Below are 13979 nucleotides of genomic sequence, written 5' to 3'. Positions count from 1 at the left end.
TTTTCCGCACTTTTTTCATCTTGCTAGCCCGTATTGCGCATTCCAGCCGCGATACCTGTGATGGTAATCATCAATGCTTGTTCTACATCGGGATTTACTTGCTCTGGATTTTCACGGAAACGGTGAAGCAATTCCACTTGCAGTAGATTGAGCGGATCCGTGTAGATATTACGCAATGCGATTGAATCTGCAATCCAAGGTAAATCAGACATCAATTCACTTTGGTGAGAAAGTGAAAGTACAGTTTGAATATCATCTTCAAGTTGCTTACGTAAATTTTCGCCTAAGTACCAAAGTTCTTTTTTCACTAATCGTTGATCATATTGTTGAGAAAGCCAAGCATCCGATTTACTAAATACCATTTCCAACATACCAATTCGAGTTGAAAAGAACGGCCAGTTTTCACACATTTCATGAATGACATCGCCTTTGCCTTGTTCAATAATCTGACGGATAGAGGCACCAGCACCTAACCAAGCAGGCAGCATTAATCGATTTTGCATCCACGCAAAAATCCAAGGAATCGCGCGTAAACTTTCCACGCCGCCATTTGGATTACGTTTTGCAGGGCGAGAGCCAAGCGGTAATTTGGAGAGTTCCTGTTCTGGCGTCGCACTGCGGAAATAAGGCACGAAATCCTTATCACCACGAACCACGCCACGATAAATGTTGCAAGAGATGGTGGAAAGCTCGTTCATTATAGTGCGCCATTCTGGTTTCGGTTCTGGTGGCGGTAAAAGATTTGCTTCTAAAATAGCGCTGGCGTAGAGATCAAAGGTTTCTACCGCCACAGCGGGTAAACCCAGTTTGAAGCGAATCATTTCGCCTTGCTCTGTTACACGTAAACCATTTTTTAGTGAACGAGGTGGTTGAGAAAGTAATGCCGCATGTGCTGGCGCACCGCCACGACCAATCGTGCCACCACGTCCGTGGAATAAGGTGAGTTCAATGCCAAGTTTTTCTGTTAAATTTACTAAGGCTTCTTGTGCACGATATTGCGCCCAAGAGGCTGCCATCATGCCCGCATCTTTTGCCGAATCTGAATAGCCAATCATCACCATTTGACGATTATTGATCACGCCACGATACCAACCCACATTGAAAAGTTGAGTCATCACTTTTTCGGCTGCATCTAAATCGTCTAAGGTTTCGAATAGCGGTACAACAGGAATGTGATATGGCACGCCTGCTTCTTTTAAGAGTAAATGAACGGCTAAAACATCAGATGCACTACGTGCCATCGAAATAACATAACAAGCTATGACGCCTTGCTTTTGTTGAGCAATGACTTTGCAAGTATCTAAAATTTCTTTGGTTTCTGGTGATGGCGTCCAGTTTTGCGGAATTAATGGACGGCGTGAGCTTAATTCACGAATTAAGAAAGCCTGTTTATCGTCTTCTGTCCATTGAGAGTAATCGCCTAAACCAATATAGCGCGTGATTTCAGCAATCGCATCGGTGTGACGTGTGCTTTCTTGGCGAATATCCATTTGAGAAAGTGTCACGCCAAAACAACTAATACGGTGCAAAATATTCAACAATGAACCATTTGCAATAATGCGCATGCCACATTGAATTAAAGATTGATAACAATCGTAAAGCGGCTCCCAAAGTTGATTATCTTCTAAAATAATCTCGCTTTCGGATACGCGCGGTGTGCGATCTGATAGGTGATCATCAAAATAAGCTAATGTTGCCGTAAGTTGATTGCGTAAATTTTTCACCACAAAGCGATAAGGTTCTAAATGATCACCGTATTTAGCACGAAATTCATCGCTACATTTCACCATTGAAAGTTCATCGGCTAATTTGCTGATGTCTTGTAAGAATAAATCCGCCGCTTTCCAACGGGCAAAATAAAGTACTTTTTTGGTGATTTGTGCGGTGACAAATGGATTTCCATCACGGTCGCCGCCCATCCAAGAGGAAATGCGAACGGGTTTTAATCCTACTGGCAAATCGTAACCTAAAAATTCACGGGCGGTTTCGTTTAGTTGGCGTAAAAACTCTGGCACTGCTTGCCACAAACTGTTTTCCAACATCGCAAAGCCCCATTTAGCCTCATCAAATGGCGTTGGGCGAACAGTACGAATTTCGTTAGTATGCCATGCTTCAGCGATTAAGCGAAGTAAGAGACGCTCGATAATATTGCGTTCTTTTTCAGTTAAATCATGATGTTCTAGCTTGCTTAAACATTTATTGATTTCAATGTGTTTATGAATGAGTGAACGACGTGTTGTTTCTGTTGGATGTGCGGTCAGAACCAGCTCAATTAATAATTTTTCGACTGTTTTATGCACATCTTCCACTGAGGCATTTTGTTCTTTTAAGTGTTTGAAAAGTTCGCTTAAGGATTGAGAAGAACTTTGTGCAAGAGAATGTTCACGCGAAATTGTTTGATATTGTTCAGCTATGTTAGTGAGGTTTAAAAATTGGCTGAAAGCACGCGCGACGGGAATAATATTGTCATTAGAAATACTACCGAGCGTGTCGAGCAATTCTTGTCTTGCTTTATCATCGCCAGCACGAGAATTACGAGAAAGTTTACGAATATTTTCGATTAATTCGAGAATATCGGCACCTTGGGCATCGTTGATGGTTTCTCCGAGAAAACGCCCTAACATACTAATGTTATTGCGTAAAGTGCGGTACTCTTGTGTCATAGGAACTCCTAAAAGTAAAAATAAAAATTCGTAAGTTGTCGATAGATATAGCTAAAAACAGAAGATAGGGCAAATGCTATTCAAGGAAACCTTGAAGATAATCAAGAAAAGCTAAAAAATAGATAAAAAAGAACCGCACTTTTTATGGATTGTTTAAAAAGTGCGGTTTATTTTTAATAAGTTTTATTAAATTGATTTAACGGATTTTCTAATAATAAGTTCGGGGCCAATGTCAATACGGCTATATTGCTGAACGCCTTGATCTTTTTGACTGATTCGTTCTAATAAAATATTTACCGCCTGTCTGCCTAATCGTAGCTTAGATTGGTGAATAGTGGTTAATGGTGGCGCATAAAAACGCGAAGCATGAATATCATCATAGCCGATAATAGACATATCATCAGGCACGCGTAACCCTTTTTCTGTCAGTGCAGAAATTGCACCAAGTGCCATGACATCGTTACAACAGAATAGAGCTGTTGGTAATTCCTCTTGAGCTAGCAAACGATTCATACATTCATAACCATCTTCAGGCTCAAATGCACCTTCCAGTACCCAAGATGGATTGATTGTCAATTTAGCTTCTTCCATTGCTTTTACAAAGCCTTCATAACGAGTTCTTGCAGTAGTTTTATTGAGTTCACCGCAGATAATACCGATTTTTTTATGACCGCAATCAATGAGGTGTTTGGTTGCTAAATAACCGCCATCAAAACTATGATCATAAATAATATCTGTATTGGCATTTGGGCCCCAATCCATCACAACCATTGGAATACTGGAAAATGACGAAAGCAAATCCAATGAGTCTTGCGTATATTCAGAACACATCACCAGCAAACCATCTACCCGTTTTTTTGTTAGCATTTCTAGATGGTTTTTTACTTTTTCAGAATCATTTTGTGTATTACATAAGAAAAGGGAATAACCTTGACGATAACAATGTTCTTCGACGGAATGAATGATCTCAGCAAAGTAGGGGGCTTCACTAGTGGTGACAATCATGCCGATCGATTTGGTTGTATTCACTTTTAAACTTCTTGCAACAGCGCTTGGTGAATAATTCAGTTGTTTAATTGCAAGTAATACAGATTCTTCTGTTTCTTTTGCAACAAAACGCGTTTTATTTATTACATGTGATACTGTCGTGGTAGATACGCCAGCCATTTTTGCGACATCTTTAATTGTTGCCATACATTGACCCCTAGAAAATTTTTCCTATTATAAAGGTTTATAGAATATTTCGTTACTTTTATTATAATTTTTTTGTAAAAGAGATGATTTTTTCTAATAAATATTGCTAGAATGTACGTAAATTTTTTATTTAGGAGAAAAAGATGAGTGATTTTGGTTACGCCATGATAATGGTTGTTTTTAGTATGACTGTTGTTGTAGGGCTAGCACTATCAATTTTTTAATTGTGTTTATTTTATGAATTACCGCGCTTTGTTAGAAAACAAAGGGCGGTATTTTTTTAGGTTTTTGCTTGAGACGCAAAAGTATGGTAAAAATAACAACGTTTTATTCATTAACTAATAGGAATTATCATGTCAAATTTACAACAAATTATTGAAGCTGCATTTGAGAAACGTGCAGAAATTACCCCAAAAACCGTTGATGCGGAAACGCGCGCGGCAATTGAGGAAGTGATCGAAGGATTAGATTCAGGTAAATACCGTGTTGCAGAAAAAATTGATGGTGAATGGGTAACACATCAATGGTTAAAAAAAGCGGTTTTACTTTCATTCCGTATAAATGACAACCAAATCATTGACGGAGCAGAAACAAAATATTACGACAAAGTAGCATTAAAATTTGCGGATTACACCGAAGAACGTTTTGCTGAAGAAGGTTTCCGTGTTGTGCCTTCTGCAACGGTGCGTAAAGGTGCATACATTTCTAAAAATTGCGTATTAATGCCATCCTATGTAAATATTGGTGCTTACGTTGGCGAAGGCACCATGGTAGATACCTGGGCAACGGTTGGTTCATGTGCACAAATCGGTAAAAACGTTCACTTATCTGGTGGCGTAGGCATCGGCGGCGTATTGGAGCCATTACAAGCTAACCCCACCATTATCGGCGATAACTGCTTTATTGGTGCACGTTCAGAAGTGGTGGAAGGGGTTATCGTAGAAGATGGCTGTGTTATTTCAATGGGCGTATTTATCGGTCAATCAACCAAAATTTATGATCGTGAAACCGGTGAAATTCACTACGGCCGTGTACCAGCGGGTTCTGTGGTGGTATCTGGTAGCCTTCCATCAAAATGTGGAAAATATAGTTTATACTGCGCAGTGATCGTGAAAAAAGTAGATGCAAAAACTTTAGGTAAAGTTGGCATCAATGAATTATTACGTTCTATTGAAGAATAATAGAACGTAAATAAAATAATGGCCGCTCTTTTTTCATAAAGGCGGTCATTTTTTTATAAATGAGTGATTATTTCTTTCTCGCTAACATTGTGGCAAATTTCATTTTAATGCGATTGCCATTTTCATCGGTTTTGTGTAATTCGCCCATATTTTCGTTATATTCTAAGAATTCCCAATCCTTGTAATATTCTTTTAATTCGTTTTCAGCGAAGGTGAAGGAGAATGGAAGCGGGCAAGGCACATCATCTGTGGACATAGCCGCAACGATTAAGTTATACCCGCCAACATTGGTATGTTCTTGCATATTTTTAATGATTGACGGCACACGTTCACGATTTAAGAACATAAACACCACCGTTGAAACAATAAAATCATAGTTTTCTTGAATGTTGGCAGAGTTAATGTCGTAAAGTGCGGTAGAAATATTAAGGTTTTCTTTCTCTTTGGTTTCATTTAAAAAGGCAATGCTGTTTTCGTTGTGATCCCAAGAAGTCACATCATAGCCTAATAAACTTAAATAAAGTGAATTACGCCCTTGTCCGCAACCTAAATCTAATACTTTACAAGGCGAGATGATTTTTGCTGCATCCACCACATCGCCGTGAGTGGTAGTCATATTGTATTTTTTACTGAAATAATCTTCTTTTTTGCAATAGAAACCTAGGGTACATTCTAGGTCATCAGAAAGCGCTTCAACACGATGCCATGCTTGAGGTTCAACAAAAGGAATGTCACTTTCTGGGGTAAAAATATGCTCGGCAACAACATCACCATTTTCGGTTAGCTCATAAAATTTAAGCTTACCTTTTAATACGGTTAATTTCCCCCAAGTACCGACTTTTGTGTTGTGCTTTTCTTGGAACATTTGTGGCAATTTGTCTTTTGTCCACACTGGCATTTGTTTATAGCAAATTAATTCGTTTTTCATAATATTCTCCAAACAGATAAATAGTTGAGTGTTATAGTAGGTTATAAGTCACCTATTTTCAACTAGAAAATAAAAGGGCAACGTAATGTTGCCCTCATTTAGATTGAATTGATTATTTTACTTGCATGCCTGCAGTGACACCACTATCGGCAGATAACAAGAATAAATCACTACCGCCTGTTCCTGCGGATAGAATCATTCCTTCAGACACGCCAAATTTCATTTTACGTGGTGCAAGGTTTGCCACCATAATCACAAAGCGACCTTCTAATTCTTCAGGCTTATTGTAAGCTGCTTTAATTCCAGAGAAGACTTGACGAGTATGATCGCCAAGATCTAATTCAAAACGTAAAAGTTTATTAGATTCTGGTACTGCTTCGCATTTCAATACTTTTGCTACACGCATATCAAGTTTAGCGAAATCATCAATGGTGATGGTTTCAGCAATAGGTTCAACGGCAGAAAGTGCGGTTGGTTTTGCTTCGGTTTTTTCTGCGGCTTTATTGGCTGCAGCAAATAAGGCTTTAGTTTCTTCCACAACGGCATCAATTTGTTTTTTCTCTAAACGAGAGAATAAGGCTTTGAACGGTGCAAGAGTATGGCCAAGTAATGGCTGATGAATATTATCCCAACGTAATTCAGTTTGTAAGAAGGCTTCTGCACGTTCTGCCAATTTTGGAAGAACAGGTTTTAAGTAGGACATCAACACGCGGAAAAGCTCAATTCCCATTGAACATACTGCTTGTAATTCTGCCTCTTTGCCTTCTTCTTTTGCAATCACCCAAGGGGCTTTTTCATCAATGTATTTATTGGCTTTATCCGTTAATGCCATAATCTCACGAATGGCTTTATTGTATTCACGGCTTTCGTAATAAGCGGCGATTTGCTCGGCTTGAGCGGTAAATTCTGCAAATAATGTTTCATCTTCCAGTTTATTTGCAAGTTTGCCTTCAAAGCGTTTCGCAATAAAGCCCGCATTGCGTGAAGCTAAATTCACTAATTTATTTACAATATCCGTATTTACACGTTGTACGAAATCTTCAAGGTTAAAGTCTAAATCTTCAATGCGATCATTTAATTTTGCTGCATAGTAATAACGCAAACATTCAGGATCGATATGATTCAAATAAGTGCTGGCTTGAATGAAAGTCCCGCGAGATTTTGACATCTTCGCCCCATCCACCGTGACATAGCCGTGAGTGAACACATTCGTCGGTTTACGATAGCCGCTGCCTTCAAGCATGGCAGGCCAGAATAGACTGTGGAAATAAACGATGTCTTTACCGATGAAATGATAAAGTTCCGCATCGCTGCCTTCCGCCCAAAATTCATTGAAATCAATGCCTTCACGATTGCATAGATTTTTGAATGAAGCCATATAGCCGATTGGCGCATCTAACCAAACATAGAAGAATTTATCTTTTGCGCCAGGAATTTCAAAACCGAAATAAGGTGCATCGCGTGAAATATCCCATTGTTGTAAACCACTCTCAAACCATTCTTGCATTTTGTTCGCAATTTCAGATTGAAGTGAGCCAGAACGTGTCCATTCTTTTAACATCCCTTCAAATGCAGGTAAGTCAAAGAAAAAGTGTTCAGATTCTTTTACCACAGGCGTTGCGCCAGAAACAGCTGAACGAGGATTAATTAAATCCATTGGACTATAAGTAGAAGCACAAACTTCGCAGTTATCGCCATATTGATCTTCTGCTTTACATTTCGGGCAAGTGCCTTTCACAAAACGATCAGGCAAGAACATATTTTTTTCAGGGTCGAATAACTGAGAAATGACTTTACTCTTAATAAAGCCATTGGCTTTGAGTTTATTGTAAATTTCTGCAGTGAGCTGTTTGTTTTCTTCGCTATGAGTGGAATGGTAGTTATCAAAACTAATATTGAAACCTGCAAAATCACGCACGTGATCGGCTTTTGCTTTGGCAATTAATTCTTCAGGTGTAATGCCAAGTTTATCAGCATTCAACATAATCGGCGTACCGTGCGCATCGTCCGCACAGACAAAATGGATTTTATTGCCACGCATACGTTGAAAACGCACCCAAATATCCGCTTGGATATGTTCTAACATATGGCCTAAATGAATTGCCCCATTGGCATAAGGCAAGGCGCAAGTGACTAAAATTTTACGGGGTTGAGTTGTCATTTATTATTCTCTTTTTTAGCATATAAAAATTGTGGACATCTTACCTGATACAGGGCTTTTTTTCTAGTTTGAAAAACTTTAACTTAACATACCGCACTTTCCGTGATTAAATATGCCCGACAAATTTACTCTACTAAACAGGAAGTTATTATGGCAACCTACTTTTCTGATAATTTGACTGCCGAGCAGCAAAATCAAGTTCAGCAGATTATCCAACAATTTCAGCATCCAACTCTGCAAAAGGACCTGATTGCGCTTAATACTTTGAAAAAAGTGGAAAAGGGTGGCGATACTTTACGCATTGAATTGAAATTACCTTTTGCATGGAATTCTGGTGCAGAACAGTTAAAACAAGCGGTTTCAGATGCGTTGTTGAAAGCAACAGATTGCAAAGCAATTAAATGGGCGGTGACTTATCAAATCGCCACACTTAAACGTGCGAATAATCAACCAGCCGTAAAAGGTGTGAAAAATATTATTGCGGTGAGTTCTGGCAAAGGCGGTGTAGGGAAATCATCGGTTTCTGTTAATCTAGCTTTAGCATTACAGGCACAAGGCGCACGTGTTGGGATTTTAGATGCGGATATTTATGGCCCTTCTATTCCTCATATGTTAGGCGCAGCGGATCAACGCCCGACTTCGCCAGATAATCAACATATCACCCCAATTAAAGCACATGGTTTATCTGCAAATTCTATTGGCTTTTTAATGAATGAAGACAGTGCAACAATTTGGCGCGGCCCAATGGCGAGTAGCGCACTAAGCCAATTATTAAATGAAACCTTATGGGATAGTTTAGATTATCTTGTTATCGATATGCCTCCGGGCACTGGTGATATTCAACTTACCTTATCACAACAAATCCCTGTGACTGGCGCAGTAGTTGTGACAACTCCACAAGATATTGCTTTGCTTGATGCGGTGAAAGGTATTTCAATGTTTGAGCGAGTATCTGTGCCAGTGTTAGGCATTGTAGAAAATATGTCAATGCACATTTGTAGCGAGTGCGGTCATCACGAAGCGATTTTTGGCACAGGCGGTGCAGAGAAAATGGCTGAAAAATACAATGTAAAAGTATTAGCCCAACTTCCTTTACACATTCGTATCCGTGAAGATTTAGATGCGGGCAATCCAACAGTTGTGCGAGTGCCTGAAAATGAAATTTCACAAGCGTTCCTACAACTCGCAGAGAAAGTCTCTACAGAACTTTACTGGCAAGGTTCCGTCATCCCAAGTGAGATTTTATTTAAAGAAGTGAAATAATCGATAAAAAGATAGGGCTGCATTTGCAGCCCGTTTTTTTCCTGGGTTGATCTTCTTACTGTTTCTCAATAAAATCTAGCGCAATTTTTTATTTGGTGGATCATTATGATGAAAAATATATCAAAATATGCTTTGATAGACCTCCATCTTCATTTGGATGGTTCGCTTTCTCCTGAATGGATTTTTGAGTGGGCGGAAAAACAAAACATCAACTTACCTGTAAATGACATTGAATCACTTCTTAGATTAATTTCAGCGCCCAAAGATTGTAGTGATTTAAATCAATATTTAAATTGTTTTGCAATTCCCGTTTCTTTATTACAAACACAAGATTCCATTTCTTCTGCAGTTTTTGACTTGGTAAAACGTTTAGATAAACAAGGTGTAGTTTATGCTGAAATTCGTTTTGCACCACAGCTTCATATAAAAAAGGGATTAAATCAATCAGAAGTGGTAGAAGCCGCATTAGTTGGCTTAAAACAAGGACTAAAAGATACCGCACTTTTTAAAGTAAATTTAATTTTATGTTGTTTAAGAGGAATTGGCTCTTTAGAAAATAACTTAGAAACTATTAATATAGCCAAAAAATATCTGACTATAAAAGATGCCGGGGTCGTTGCGGTGGATTTAGCTGGGCCAGAGGCAGGTTATCCAACCCAAAATTTTTCCCAAGAATTTCAGCTTGCTAATCAACTTGCTATTCCTTTTACGATTCATGCAGGTGAAGCAGCTGGGGCCGAAAATGTGCAACAAGCAATTAATCTTGGTGCTAGTCGTATTGGGCATGGTATTCGAGCGGTAGAATCTGAGCAAGTTATGTCTGATTTAGCTATAAAACATATTGCAGTAGAGATGTGTCCTTGTAGTAATTTACAGACAAAAGCAATTGATAATTTAAAAAATTATCCACTTAGAACTTTTTTACAAAAGGGGATTATGGCGACGCTAAATACAGATAATATGACCGTATCACAAACTGAAATTAAACAGGAATTTGAATTATTAGAGTCTGATTATCAATTAACTGAATTTGAAGCAAAAAAATTGCTGAATAATGCTATTAATGCATCATTTCTTAGTATAGAAGATAAAATTGCATTAAAAACATATATTAAAATGAAAGGAATAGATTAATTTATGTTGTGTGCAATTTATAAAAGTAAAAAGAAACCAGGAAGTTATTTATATTTAGCAAAACGCGATGATTTTTCTTCTTTGCCCGAAGCACTGTTAGAGCAATTTGGTAAACCTGAAATCGTGATGATGTTTAATTTATTAGGCTCAAAAAGATTGCATTCTGTAGATAATCAAGAGATTTTGGAAAAAATTAAACAACAGGGATTTTATTTACAAATACCTAAACAGGATGATGGTTTATTTAATAGTTTGAGTGAGATCAAATAATCTGTTTATTTTTGAATCTAAAAAGCAAAAGTTTGCGTTACCTCAATTTCTTTCTTCAAAAATTCTTTTAAAATCGCCCGCACTTTTTTTAAGGAGAACGAAATGAGTAGCTTTTTTGTTGCGGGGACTGATACAAATGTGGGAAAAACCACTGCTTGTCGAGCAATTATACAAGCCTTACAAAATAAGGGTGTTCAAATAGTAGGATATAAACCTATTGCCTGCTGTGGTGAGGAGGGGGTTTATCCTACAGTTCAAGTTGAGAAAAATGATTCAGATTATGACAGTTTCAGCAATTCTGATGTTTTAACATTGATGGCTTCAACAAATCAGGATGTAAAGTATCAAGATATTAATAGCTATACATTTACTCATCGTTTTCCGATGCTTACAGAAGATAGAACGAGAATTAAGTTAGAGAAGATCAATCAGGATCTTATGCGTTTAACTTCCCAGTATCAGTCTGTTGCGGTAGAGGGATCCTTTGGATTAATGACTCCGATGTCAGAAGAAAAAAGTTTTGCAGATTGGATTGTTTCCCATAAAATGCCTTTAGTGCTTGTGGTGGGAATTAAAGACGGTTGTGTTAATCATGCTTTATTGACAGTTCAAGCAATTCAACAGCTAGGCGTACCTTTATTAGGATGGGTAGCCAATCGTGTTAATCCTTTATTAGGTCATTATGCTGAAATAATTAGTCTTTTAGAGAAGCATATTGAGGCACCTCTATTAGGACAAATACCCTATTTACATAAACCAGAAGAACAGGAATTAGGGCATTATTTAACAAATATTGAACGTTTAATGTATATGAAAACGGAATTAGTTAAATAAAATTCTTAATAAAGAGTACTACTTGTTATTTAAAAAATTTCTGTATCCAATGTAAGTTTACCTTGTTCAATTAAAATCTTTTTTGCAAATTTTTTTATAAGCACATCACGCATATTGTTTTTATCTAATGTATAAACAGGAATATGTTCTAGTAATTTAGCGACATTTTCATTTAAAAAAGGCATGATTGTTTGCATTTGTTGCATATATTGCTGTGGTTCTCCTGACCAACGTAAAATACGCATTTTCTTTAAATAAACCGCACCTTCTTCGGGGTTATAATAAGGAACTGTATCGAAGGTCAGATTTAATTTTCCTGGCAAATTTTTATTGCCAAATTGAAATAAACCTTCTAAAGTACCGCTCATTTCTACGCGTTTATCATTAGCTTGTCCAATTTTAGTACTCAAATTTTTTACTTGATAATCAAGAAAAAATAATCCTGGTAAGCCAAATTTATCCGCAATAGCTCCTTTTTCTTGTAGATATTGATTGATTTGAGATTCAGTTATTGAAAAAGGTGAGGCCGATATATTAGGGGATACCGCTAAAATAAACGTTAGCGTAAGAAATAATAATTTAATTTTTTTCATATCTAATTGTAGTTAAGTTAAAAGCAAAATAAAAATGGTGGACAAATATACCATAAATAGCAATGGAGTGGTGTAGTAATGAGCCCTGAGTTTAGGGAATATGTTAATCAATTGGTTATAGCGCATCGTGATGAACGAATTTATCCTTTTCAATATGAAGGCAAAAAATTCTGGTTAAAGCAACCTGAAAAGTTGAAGGGGATTTGGCTATTATTGAAACCATATCCTAAGCAATCTTTTAAAAATGAATTACAAACTTTGTTGAATCTTGATGAAAAAAAAGCACCAGTTCCAAAAGTCTCTTATCATGGTGAGGATTTTTTTGTATTGGAAGATGCGGGAATCACTTTATCACAATGGTTATGTAATAAGAGGACAAATAATCAGCAAAAATTTTCTATCATTTATGATGCTTGTCTCGCTTTGATTGATTTACATGCTAAAAATCTGGTACATGGCCGTCCTGCTATTCGAGATATTACTTGGGATAAGGGAAAAGTTACTTTTCTTGATTTTGAATCTCGTTCAAGTAGTCAAAATCAAAATTGGTTAATCGTTCGAGATATGCTATTTTTCTTTGATAGTTTATGTCGAGAAGAAGATATTTCGAATACTTTTATTCAAAAAGTAGCATTGTATTATAAAGCGCATTGTGAAGCAGAAAATTGGCAGAATATGATTGTATTTTTGCAGCGTTTTCGCTGGGTTTATTATCTTTTATTGCCTTTTAAACCTATTGCAAAGAAAGATCTAATTGCAGTTTATCGCTTATTTGAGATTTTATTAATAAAGGAAAAATCATGAAGAAAACACTTTTTATTATTGCATTATCAAGCATATTAGCGGCTTGTTCTGTAGGTGGTGGCGTCAGTGCGGGTGGCGGAAGCAACGGAGTCGGATTAGGACTAGGGATTGGCTCTGGTATTCGATTCTAGTGATGATGAAAAGTGCGGTAAGTTTTGACAAAGTTTTTAAGGAACTTAGTAAAACTTCTTGCATTTTAAATTTTTATCACTATAATACACCCCATATTTCGGACGCGGGGTGGAGCAGCTTGGTAGCTCGTCGGGCTCATAACCCGAAGGCCGTCGGTTCAAATCCGGCCCCCGCAACCAATAATAAGTTCAGTAAAAGAACCCCAGTTTTGGGGTTTTTTTCTATAAGAAATTTAATAAAAACTGGGCTTAGGTTCCTGTGAACCTAACCCTTTTTTTATGCCTAAAATTTTTTGTAGAAGTTTTTAGATTAATCAAAAGAAGTGATTTTGACTAAAAACTGACACTACAGTATAGGAGTAGAAATTGGCTACATTAGAACAAAATTTACAAGAAATGCTACAAGGCGCAGTAGAGGATTTAGGCTGTGAACTTTGGGGCATTGAATGTCAACGTGCAGGCCGTTTTATGACTGTGCGTTTATTTATTGATAAAGAAGGTGGCGTAACTGTCGATGATTGTGCTGATGTAAGTCGTCAAGTGAGCGCAATTTTAGACGTGGAAGATCCAATTGCGGATAAATACAATCTAGAAGTGTCGTCACCAGGTTTAGATCGTCCGCTATTTACCTTGCCACAATTCGAACGCTATATTGGGCAAGATATTGCCGCGCATTTGCGAATTCCAGTAATGGAACGCCGTAAATGGCAAGGTAAGTTAGAGCGTATTGAAAACGATATGGTGACTTTAATTATTGATGGACAGGAACAAGTTTTAGTCTTTGGTAACATTCAAAAAGCGAATGTTGTTGCAAAATTTTAAA

13 protein-coding genes and 1 tRNA gene are annotated in these 13979 nt (G+C 37.4%); 9 read left to right on the top strand and 5 right to left on the bottom strand.

From position 1 onward, the window contains the following. Nucleotides 1–23: 23 nt before the first annotated feature. Nucleotides 24–2663, bottom strand: coding sequence for a phosphoenolpyruvate carboxylase (ppc, locus tag A9501_RS02825; RefSeq protein WP_065264848.1), 2640 nt, complete (start codon nucleotides 2661–2663; stop codon nucleotides 24–26). 186 nt (nucleotides 2664–2849) lie between these two features. Next, nucleotides 2850–3857 carry an HTH-type transcriptional repressor PurR gene (purR, locus tag A9501_RS02820; RefSeq protein WP_065264847.1) on the bottom strand — a complete coding sequence of 336 codons (1008 nt, stop codon included), beginning with the start codon at nucleotides 3855–3857 and terminating at the stop codon, nucleotides 2850–2852. A 353-nt stretch (nucleotides 3858–4210) separates the two neighbouring features. Between purR and dapD the strand changes: the two genes are divergently transcribed. Continuing rightward, nucleotides 4211–5038, top strand: a complete 828-nt coding sequence (dapD, locus tag A9501_RS02815) for a 2,3,4,5-tetrahydropyridine-2,6-dicarboxylate N-succinyltransferase (protein WP_065264846.1) — start codon at nucleotides 4211–4213, stop codon at nucleotides 5036–5038. A gap of 67 nt (nucleotides 5039–5105) precedes the next feature. On the opposite strand, the gene tehB is transcribed toward dapD, so the two are convergent. Beyond that, a complete protein-coding gene (tehB, locus tag A9501_RS02810) occupies nucleotides 5106–5966 on the bottom strand; it encodes an SAM-dependent methyltransferase TehB (RefSeq protein WP_065264845.1) in 861 nt (286 codons plus the stop codon). Nucleotides 5967–6078: 112 nt separating this feature from the next. After that, entirely contained in the window at nucleotides 6079–8127 is a 2049-nt protein-coding gene (gene metG / locus A9501_RS02805) for a methionine--tRNA ligase (RefSeq protein WP_065264844.1), read from the bottom strand. Nucleotides 8128–8277: 150 nt separating this feature from the next. On the opposite strand from metG, the gene apbC reads away from it, so the two are divergent. The 4 genes from apbC to bioD all read left to right on the top strand — a co-directional run bounded on the left by apbC (nucleotide 8278) and on the right by bioD (nucleotide 11628). Beyond that, on the top strand, nucleotides 8278–9390 hold the full coding sequence (gene apbC, locus A9501_RS02800; RefSeq protein ID WP_065264843.1) for an iron-sulfur cluster carrier protein ApbC: 1113 nt from the start codon (nucleotides 8278–8280) through the stop codon (nucleotides 9388–9390). Between the two features lie 105 nt (nucleotides 9391–9495). Continuing rightward, nucleotides 9496–10524: an adenosine deaminase gene (gene add / locus A9501_RS02795; protein WP_065264842.1), complete on the top strand. Its 1029-nt coding sequence runs from the start codon at nucleotides 9496–9498 to the stop codon at nucleotides 10522–10524. 3 nt (nucleotides 10525–10527) lie between these two features. Beyond that, complete coding sequence (locus tag A9501_RS02790; RefSeq protein WP_048953264.1) at nucleotides 10528–10794, top strand: YcgL domain-containing protein; 267 nt, start codon at nucleotides 10528–10530, stop codon at nucleotides 10792–10794. Nucleotides 10795–10896: 102 nt separating this feature from the next. Further along, nucleotides 10897–11628, top strand: a complete 732-nt coding sequence (bioD, locus tag A9501_RS02785; RefSeq protein ID WP_048953265.1) for a dethiobiotin synthase — start codon at nucleotides 10897–10899, stop codon at nucleotides 11626–11628. A 29-nt stretch (nucleotides 11629–11657) separates the two neighbouring features. On the opposite strand, the gene A9501_RS02780 is transcribed toward bioD, so the two are convergent. After that, complete coding sequence (locus A9501_RS02780) at nucleotides 11658–12221, bottom strand: DUF1439 domain-containing protein (RefSeq protein ID WP_065264841.1); 564 nt, start codon at nucleotides 12219–12221, stop codon at nucleotides 11658–11660. Between the two features lie 78 nt (nucleotides 12222–12299). Here A9501_RS02780 and A9501_RS02775 point away from each other — a divergent pair, with 78 nt between their 5' ends. From A9501_RS02775 to rimP, 4 genes are all read left to right on the top strand, one after another. Beyond that, nucleotides 12300–13025: a hypothetical protein gene (locus A9501_RS02775; RefSeq protein ID WP_065264840.1), complete on the top strand. Its 726-nt coding sequence runs from the start codon at nucleotides 12300–12302 to the stop codon at nucleotides 13023–13025. Further along, nucleotides 13022–13156: a hypothetical protein gene (locus A9501_RS09795; protein ID WP_065264839.1), complete on the top strand. Its 135-nt coding sequence runs from the start codon at nucleotides 13022–13024 to the stop codon at nucleotides 13154–13156. Before A9501_RS02775 ends, A9501_RS09795 begins: the two co-directional genes overlap by 4 nt. Nucleotides 13157–13259: 103 nt before the next feature. Then, nucleotides 13260–13336 (top strand) — tRNA-Met (locus A9501_RS02765). A 186-nt stretch (nucleotides 13337–13522) separates the two neighbouring features. Continuing rightward, nucleotides 13523–13978: a ribosome maturation factor RimP gene (gene rimP / locus A9501_RS02760; RefSeq protein ID WP_065264838.1), complete on the top strand. Its 456-nt coding sequence runs from the start codon at nucleotides 13523–13525 to the stop codon at nucleotides 13976–13978. Nucleotide 13979 lies beyond the last annotated feature (1 nt).

This window comes from Haemophilus sp. CCUG 66565 (assembly GCF_001679495.1).
Classification (GTDB): Bacteria; Pseudomonadota; Gammaproteobacteria; order Enterobacterales; family Pasteurellaceae; genus Haemophilus; species Haemophilus haemolyticus_K.
Note: the sequence above shows the minus strand (reverse complement) of the source record. Positions and strands in the feature narration are given on the sequence as shown.

What these genes read in the sequence shown, in the direction of transcription:
- ppc (WP_065264848.1), bottom strand. Translation starts at nt 2,663, where the DNA reads ATGACACAAGAGTACCGCACTTTACGCAATAACATTAGTATGTTAGGG.
- purR (WP_065264847.1), bottom strand. Translation starts at nt 3,857, where the DNA reads ATGGCAACAATTAAAGATGTCGCAAAAATGGCTGGCGTATCTACCACG.
- dapD (WP_065264846.1), top strand. Translation starts at nt 4,211, where the DNA reads ATGTCAAATTTACAACAAATTATTGAAGCTGCATTTGAGAAACGTGCA.
- tehB (WP_065264845.1), bottom strand. Translation starts at nt 5,966, where the DNA reads ATGAAAAACGAATTAATTTGCTATAAACAAATGCCAGTGTGGACAAAA.
- metG (WP_065264844.1), bottom strand. Translation starts at nt 8,127, where the DNA reads ATGACAACTCAACCCCGTAAAATTTTAGTCACTTGCGCCTTGCCTTAT.
- apbC (WP_065264843.1), top strand. Translation starts at nt 8,278, where the DNA reads ATGGCAACCTACTTTTCTGATAATTTGACTGCCGAGCAGCAAAATCAA.
- add (WP_065264842.1), top strand. Translation starts at nt 9,496, where the DNA reads ATGATGAAAAATATATCAAAATATGCTTTGATAGACCTCCATCTTCAT.
- A9501_RS02790 (WP_048953264.1), top strand. Translation starts at nt 10,528, where the DNA reads ATGTTGTGTGCAATTTATAAAAGTAAAAAGAAACCAGGAAGTTATTTA.
- bioD (WP_048953265.1), top strand. Translation starts at nt 10,897, where the DNA reads ATGAGTAGCTTTTTTGTTGCGGGGACTGATACAAATGTGGGAAAAACC.
- A9501_RS02780 (WP_065264841.1), bottom strand. Translation starts at nt 12,221, where the DNA reads ATGAAAAAAATTAAATTATTATTTCTTACGCTAACGTTTATTTTAGCG.
- A9501_RS02775 (WP_065264840.1), top strand. Translation starts at nt 12,300, where the DNA reads ATGAGCCCTGAGTTTAGGGAATATGTTAATCAATTGGTTATAGCGCAT.
- A9501_RS09795 (WP_065264839.1), top strand. Translation starts at nt 13,022, where the DNA reads ATGAAGAAAACACTTTTTATTATTGCATTATCAAGCATATTAGCGGCT.